The sequence below is a fragment of the Marinobacterium sp. xm-m-312 genome (genome assembly GCF_013283295.1).
In the GTDB taxonomy this organism is placed as follows: Bacteria; Pseudomonadota; Gammaproteobacteria; order Pseudomonadales; family Balneatricaceae; genus Marinobacterium_E.
The window spans coordinates 61229-68625 of record NZ_WBYS01000010.1; the positions used below are offsets into that span (position 1 = coordinate 61229).

5 protein-coding genes are annotated in these 7397 nt (G+C 48.6%); 4 read left to right on the forward strand and 1 reads right to left on the reverse strand.

The window, feature by feature from the left end:
• Positions 1 to 71: 71 nt before the first annotated feature.
• Positions 72 to 1478, reverse strand: a complete 1407-nt coding sequence (gene glnA / locus XMM312_RS11335) for a glutamate--ammonia ligase (protein ID WP_173482210.1) — start codon at positions 1476 to 1478, stop codon at positions 72 to 74.
• A gap of 389 nt (positions 1479 to 1867) precedes the next feature.
• On the opposite strand from glnA, the gene typA reads away from it, so the two are divergent.
• From typA to dtd, 4 genes are all read left to right on the forward strand, one after another.
• Positions 1868 to 3676, forward strand: a complete 1809-nt coding sequence (gene typA / locus XMM312_RS11340; protein WP_173482209.1) for a translational GTPase TypA — start codon at positions 1868 to 1870, stop codon at positions 3674 to 3676.
• A 132-nt stretch (positions 3677 to 3808) separates the two neighbouring features.
• Entirely contained in the window at positions 3809 to 5413 is a 1605-nt protein-coding gene (locus XMM312_RS11345; protein WP_173482208.1) for an MFS transporter, read from the forward strand.
• The gene (gene pip, locus XMM312_RS11350) at positions 5410 to 6360 is read left to right on the forward strand and encodes a prolyl aminopeptidase (protein WP_173489278.1); all 951 of its coding nucleotides are present in this window, start codon (positions 5410 to 5412) and stop codon (positions 6358 to 6360) included. The genes XMM312_RS11345 and pip overlap by 4 nt, the downstream gene beginning before the upstream one ends.
• Positions 6360 to 6797 carry a D-aminoacyl-tRNA deacylase gene (gene dtd, locus XMM312_RS11355; RefSeq protein ID WP_173489279.1) on the forward strand — a complete coding sequence of 146 codons (438 nt, stop codon included), beginning with the start codon at positions 6360 to 6362 and terminating at the stop codon, positions 6795 to 6797. Before pip ends, dtd begins: the two co-directional genes overlap by 1 nt.
• The last annotated feature ends 600 nt before the right edge of the window (positions 6798 to 7397 follow it).

Here is a 7397-nt window from a genome sequence, read left to right on the forward strand (position 1 = left end):
CGCCTGCAGGATACCGTTCGTCCTGAACAAAAAAACCCGGCAGGTGCCGGGTTTTTTGAATCGATAAGATCTTAAACTGAGTAGTAAAGATCGTATTCGATTGGGTGAGTTGTCTGGCTCACTTGAGCACACTCTTCACGCTTAAGTTCGATGTAAGCGTTTAGCATGTCTTCAGTGAATACGCCGCCGCGAGTTAGGAACTCGTGATCAGCTTCTAGAGCGTCCAGAGCTTCTTCTAGTGAAGAACAAACCTGTGGGATCTGAGCAGCTTCTTCAGCTGGTAGATCGTAAAGGTCTTTGTCTGCTGCATCGCCAGGGTGGATCTTGTTCTGGATACCGTCAAGACCCGCCATCATTAGCGCAGAGAACGCTAGGTATGGGTTAGCGATTGGATCAGGGAAGCGTGTCTCGATACGACGGCCTTTAGGGCTAGTTACGTATGGGATACGGATAGAAGCTGAACGGTTACGAGCTGAGTAAGCTAGCATAACTGGTGCTTCGAAGCCTGGAACAAGACGCTTGTACGAGTTAGTACCTGGGTTACATAGAGCGTTAAGCGCTTTAGCGTGCTTGATGATACCGCCGATGTAGTAAAGAGCTTCTTCAGATAGGCCCGCGTATGCGTCGCCAGCGAAGATGTTAACACCGCCTTTAGATAGAGACTGGTGAACGTGCATACCAGAGCCGTTGTCACCAACGATTGGCTTAGGCATGAACGTAGCTGTTTTACCGTAAGCGTGAGCAACGTTGTGAACTGCGTACTTAAGAATCTGAACTTCGTCAGCTTTCTTAACAAGGGTGTTACCTGCCACACCGATTTCACACTGACCAGCAGTTGCTACTTCGTGGTGGTGTACTTCTACGTGCAGACCCATCGCTGTCATCGCGTCACACATTGCAGCACGAAGATCGTGTAGAGAGTCTACTGGTGGTACTGGGAAGTAACCGCCTTTAACGCGTGGACGGTGACCTGTGTTACCGCCTTCGAATTTGCTGTTAGAAGACCATGCAGCTTCTTCAGAAGATACAGTGTAGCCACAACCAGACATGTCAGAGTGGAAGTGAACTTCGTCAAATACGAAGAACTCTGGCTCTGGACCGAACATAGCGCTGTCAGCGATACCTGTTGATTTCAGGTACTCTTCTGCACGCTTAGCAACAGAACGTGGATCACGCTCGTAACCAAGACCTGTAGCAGGCTCAACGATGTCACAACGGATGATGACTGTTGCATCTTCAGAGAATGGATCAACGATAGATGAAGAGTCATCTGGACGAAGGATCATGTCAGAGTCGTTAATACCCTTCCAACCTTGGATAGATGAGCCATCAAACATTTTGCCGTCTTCGAAGAAGTCGTCACCCATTTCGTGAACTGGGATAGTTACGTGCTGCTCTTTACCTTTAGAGTCTGTAAAGCGAAGGTCGATCCACTTCGCGTCAGTTTCTTTGATCAGATTTAGTGTCTGTTCAGACATTATGGCTCTCTCCATTATCAGATATTGCCAGACTAGTAGCCTTGGGTTTAAGCCTGCACCATGCAAGCTCAGTCTTCCTAACGAGCTAGCAAACAGTATGCCAACTCGAAAAAAGTCTTTATTTACGGTGATTTACCGCATCAGCAACGAATCACCAATGACAATAAACGCACCAATTTGATGCACACCTAAAACATACGCACCACAATGGTGCTTTAAACTATTACTAGTCTGTCGATGTGTGCCAATATGATACTCCAGCCAAAAAATTTTGCACTAGATTCGCTTCTAACAATTGTTCATATGGTCCAAATTTATTGGCTATTAATTCGCCTTGATCACGCTCGACGCGTATAATCCGCGGATCTTTAATTAATGAGACTCACCTCGTGATCGAAAATCTTCGCAATATCGCCATCATCGCACACGTCGACCATGGCAAAACCACCCTAGTTGATAAACTTCTAGAGCAGTCAGGTACCCTTGGCCGTCGTGATGAAGGCGCTGAGCGCGTCATGGACTCAAACGACCAAGAGAAAGAGCGTGGCATTACCATCCTTGCCAAAAACACCGCCATCACTTGGAACGACTACCGCATCAACATCGTCGATACTCCTGGGCACGCCGATTTCGGTGGTGAGGTAGAGCGTGTTATGTCGATGGTTGACTCGGTCCTTCTGCTTGTTGATGCAGTTGATGGTCCAATGCCACAAACACGCTTCGTTACTCAGAAAGCCTTTGCACGCGGCCTTAAGCCAATCGTTGTTATCAACAAAATCGACCGTCCTGGTGCACGTCCAGATTGGGTTATGGATCAGGTTTTCGAACTGTTCGACAACCTAGGCGCTACCGATGAGCAGTTGGACTTCCCGATTGTCTACGCCTCAGCGATCAACGGTATTGCGGGTGATGATCACGAAGCTATGGCTGACGATATGACGCCTCTATTTGAAGCGATCATCAAGCACGTTGATGCGCCTCACGTCGATACAGAAGGTCCATTCCAGATGCAGGTCTCTGCGTTGGACTACAACAGCTTTGTCGGTGTTATCGGTGTGGGTCGTATCTCACGCGGTAAGATCTCTACCAACACGCCTGTTAAAGTCATCGATTCACACGCAAAAATGCGTTCAGGTCGTATCCTTAAGATCATGGGCTACCACGGTCTTGATCGTGTCGATGTCGACAGTGCACAAGCAGGTGACATTGTCTGTATTACCGGTCTAGACGAACTCAACATCTCAGATACGCTGTGTCACCCAGATGTTGTTGAAGCACTACCAGCACTCTCTGTCGATGAGCCAACCGTCTCTATGACATTCCAGGTCAACGACTCTCCGTTTGCCGGTAAAGAGGGCAAATTCGTTACCAGCCGTAACATCAAAGAGCGTCTAGAGCGCGAATTGATTCACAACGTAGCACTGCGTGTAGAGCCGGGTGATAGCCCTGAGAAATTCCGTGTATCAGGTCGTGGTGAACTTCACCTATCGGTACTGATTGAGACCATGCGCCGTGAAGGCTTCGAACTTGGCATCAGCCGTCCTGAAGTAATTCAGAAAGAGGTAGATGGCGAAATCCACGAACCTTACGAGATCGTTATGATCGACGTTGAAGAGCAGCACCAGGGCTCGATCATCGAAGAGCTAGGCATGCGTCGCGGTGACATGACGAATATGGAAGTTGACGGCAAAGGCCGCTGTCGCCTGACCTTTATGATCCCTTCTCGCGGTTTGATCGGCTTCCGTAGCCAATTCCTAACCATGACGTCTGGTACTGGTATCATGAACTCAATCTTTGACCACTACGGTGTGGTGAAAGAGGGTGAGACGGTGACTCGTAACAACGGCGTACTGGTTTCGATGGTTAACGGTAAAGTACTGGGCTACGCACTCTTCTCTCTTCAGGAGCGCGGTCGCCTCATGATCGGTCCAAACATTGAAGTGTACGAAGGCATGGTCATTGGTATCCATAGCCGCTCGAATGACCTAACGGTTAACCCAACCAAAGGTAAGCAGCTAACCAACGTCCGAGCCTCAGGTACTGATGAGAACATCGTGCTAACGCCACCTATCCGCTTTACTCTAGAGCAGGCTCTAGACTTCATTGAAGATGATGAGTTGGTTGAAGTAACACCTGAGAACATCCGTATTCGTAAGAAGTTCTTGAAAGAGCATGAGCGTAAACGCGCTAAGCGTTAATTAATTTGCAATAAATGCAAAACATAAAACGGTGCCAATGCAAATTGAGCACCGTTTTTTTATATTCAAACGAAATAAACGGAGTAAACTAAAGTCCAAGAAATCTTGAAGTGACAAACTAGGAACCACCTAATGACCAACAGCATTTTTTACCGGGTCAGCCCTATTCTTTTTTCAATTATTGGTATGGCGCTTAGCCACAACCTATTCTTTATCATCCTCCCTTTAAGAATGCAGTCGGCGGGCATTGAGTCTTCACAAGTCGGTATTGCTATGGGTATGTTTGCCGCCGGCTCTATCCTGGCAGGGATGTTTGGCGCCAAAGTCGTCAACCGCGTCGGTCATATCCGCGCCTTTGCAACAATGGCTGCAACACTGTCGATCGTCTCAATACTGCACACACTTCTTGAATCGTTCATCATCACTTCCCTGTTAAGGGTCGTTGCAGGCTTCTGCTTCATCACCAGTTTTATTACTCTGGAGAGCTGGCTTAATGTCACCAGTGATAGCAGCAACCGCGGTAAACTGTTCAGTGTCTACCAGATATTCTTTGCTGTCGGATTCGGTTCAGCACCTTTTGTGATGAACATTTTCGAAGAGAGTGATTTTAGACTGTTCGGTATTATCAGCGCCGTATTAGCGATCGCTCTGATTATTATGTCGATGTCACGCATGCCAGCACCCGAGCTACCTGGCCGAAGCCGCCCAATGTCATTTGGGCAACTATGGAAGGTCTCTCCATCAGGTACTCTATCTTGCCTGGTGGCGGGTTCTATTGGCTCCGCAAGCGTATCACTGATCGCTCTATACGCTTACGATCGAGGCTTTAGCGGCACACTACTATCAATCATTTTAGGCTCCTATTTGCTTGGGGGCCTCATGACACAATACCCAACTGGCTGGTTTGCGGATCGTTTCGATAAACGTACGGTGGGCGCTGTATTAATGATGATTGGTGTCGGTGCAAATGCCGTCATCATTATCGATTTTTACAGCGCTCTACCCACCTGGTTCGTCACCTTCTTCTTCCTACTGTCAGGGGGCGCTGGGGCCGCTATTTTCCCGCTAGCTGTGACACAGGTGTTCGACCACATCGACAGTAAAGAGGCGATGCCTGCAACCAGTATGATGCAAATTCTATTAGGCGTCGGTGGTGTCGTCGGCCCTATCGTGGCGGGCGCTATGATGGAGTGGTTTAGCTCTGTTTGGCTCTACTTCTACGTCATTTCACTGCATCTACTGCTGATGCTCTTCTTATTAGTGCGTAAGCTCTTCTTGCGAACCGAACGTCTAGAACCCGCTCAGCCCTACCAGTTCACAACCAACCCTGCATCCGTGCCTCCTCTTGAGGAGTACGTGGCTGCAGAGATTGCAGAGCCGGCGCTTAAACTGTTGATTGAGGCACTCAAACAGAACCCGAAAGATCCTCAGCACCTAATAAAAACTGCACTGGAATCTGCTCACCTAAAAGCAGAAGAGGTAGCATTACAGATGGTATTAAAGCTGCCCAAACGAGCGGGTGAGTTAACCGAACACTTAGTCACAATCTATCCAGAGAATCGACTAAAGGTAGCTAAGTCATTGACCGACTTCTTTGATCTGCATAAAACCCGTATCAATTACGCCATTGTGGGAGGGCTTAAAACGGATGCGAGCCCACAGGAGATATTTGAGATCGATCGATTAATTGAGCTGCGTAAGAAACGCCTAGAAGATGCGGGGTTACCAGTAGAATGAGAACACTCTACCCAGAAATAAGTGCCTACCACAGCGAGCAACTGGATGTAGGCAAAGGGCACAGCCTCTTTTTAGAGCTTTCAGGCAACCCCAATGGCGAGCCTATTCTGTTCGTCCACGGCGGGCCAGGCGGTGGTTGTTCGCCCGAACATCGACGCTTTTTTAACCCAGAACATTACAAAATCATTCTATTTGATCAACGCGGCTGTGGGCGCTCGACGCCGCATGGCAGTTTAGAAAACAACACAACGGAACACTTAATCGCTGATATTGAAAAGATTCGTACCCATCTCGGCCTAGATAAGTGGGCACTATTTGGCGGTAGTTGGGGTTCTACGTTAAGCCTTGCCTACGCACAATCTCACCCAGAGCGAGTCAATGCACTGTTTCTAAGAGGTATATTCCTCTGTCGACCTAGAGATATTCAGTGGTTTTACCAAGAGGGAGCAAGCTATGTATTCCCTGACCATTGGGAATCATTTATAGCACCGATACCGGCCGATCAGAGAAACGACATGGTCAGCAGCTACTATAAAGTTCTGACCAGTGATAATGAACTAGAGCGTATGGCAGCAGCAAAGGCTTGGTCTATTTGGGAGGGACGCTGCTCCACATTAGATCCTAACCCTAGTTTGGTTGACCACTTTGGTGATCCTCATGTCGCATTAGCCATGGCGCGTATCGAAGCACACTATTTTGCCAACAACTCTTTTATGTCTGAAAACCAACTGCTCAATCACTGTGATCGCATCAAAAAGATACCGACCTGGATTGTTCATGGCCGATATGACATGGTTTGCCCTATTGAGCAGGCACACCTATTGGCTAAAGAACTGCCTCAAGCAAACTTTGATATCGTTCGTGATGCCGGACACTCAGCCTTTGAGCCGGGCATTACAGACCGTTTAATCCATGCCACCGATCATTATCTGGAGTTAACCAGCTAATGAAAGGACTTATTCAACGAGTCAGCAGTGCTAGCGTTGTAGTAGACGGCAACTGCGTCGGTGAAATAGATCAGGGGATACTTCTTTTACTCGGTGTAGAGAAAGAGGATGACCGATCAAAAGCCGATAAACTACTCGACAAGGTGATCAACTACCGCATCTTTAGCGATGAATCGGACAAGATGAACCTTAGCCTTAAAAATATTGAAGGCGAGTTACTGGTGGTCTCTCAATTTACGCTGGTAGCCGAAACCTCCAAGGGCAAACGACCGGGTTTTTCAAAAGGGGCATCTCCAGCACTGGGTGAAGAGCTCTACAACTACTTTGTAGAAGCGGCTAACAAAACGGGGCTTAAAGTTGCGACCGGGAAGTTTGGTGCCGATATGAAAGTATCACTAACCAATGATGGGCCGGTTACGTTTTGGTTGGAGAGTTAGGAGCCGTTGGAGCGGTCTTGCGAAGGCCGCGATGGATTGGAGCGTAATTGGACAGCAGATGACAGGCTAAAGCCAGTCACTGATGTTCTTAACTCGCTACGGAGCTACGGTGACTGGCCTTCAGCCTGTCATCCGCTATAAACGTTGGCAGAGGGTCTCTTACGAAGTCCGACTGTAGGAGCGAACTGCCGCGTAGCGGCAGACTGCGATCACCGCGAAGCGGTGTATCAATGATTATGGACTGGTGCCGGATTTATCTAACGGAGTGCCGGTGACTGGCCTTCAGCCTGTCATCCGCTATAGATGTTCGCAGAGGGTCTCTTACGAAGTTCGCAATGACCTACAATAGGTTACGAACGCTGTTCGTAATCGCTGCGCGACGCCGTTGGCGCCTAATCCCCGCACCTTCGGTGCATGGGCTTTCACATGGCCTGCGGCGAGGTAGTGACAGGCGGCACCGCCGCCTGATAAATAAAAAACCCCAGGACCTTTCGGTACTGGGGTTCTTTGTTTATTAGGTGCCTGGCAATGACCTACTCTCACATGGGGAAACCCCACACTACCATCGGCGATGACGCGTTTCACGACTGAGTTCGGTAA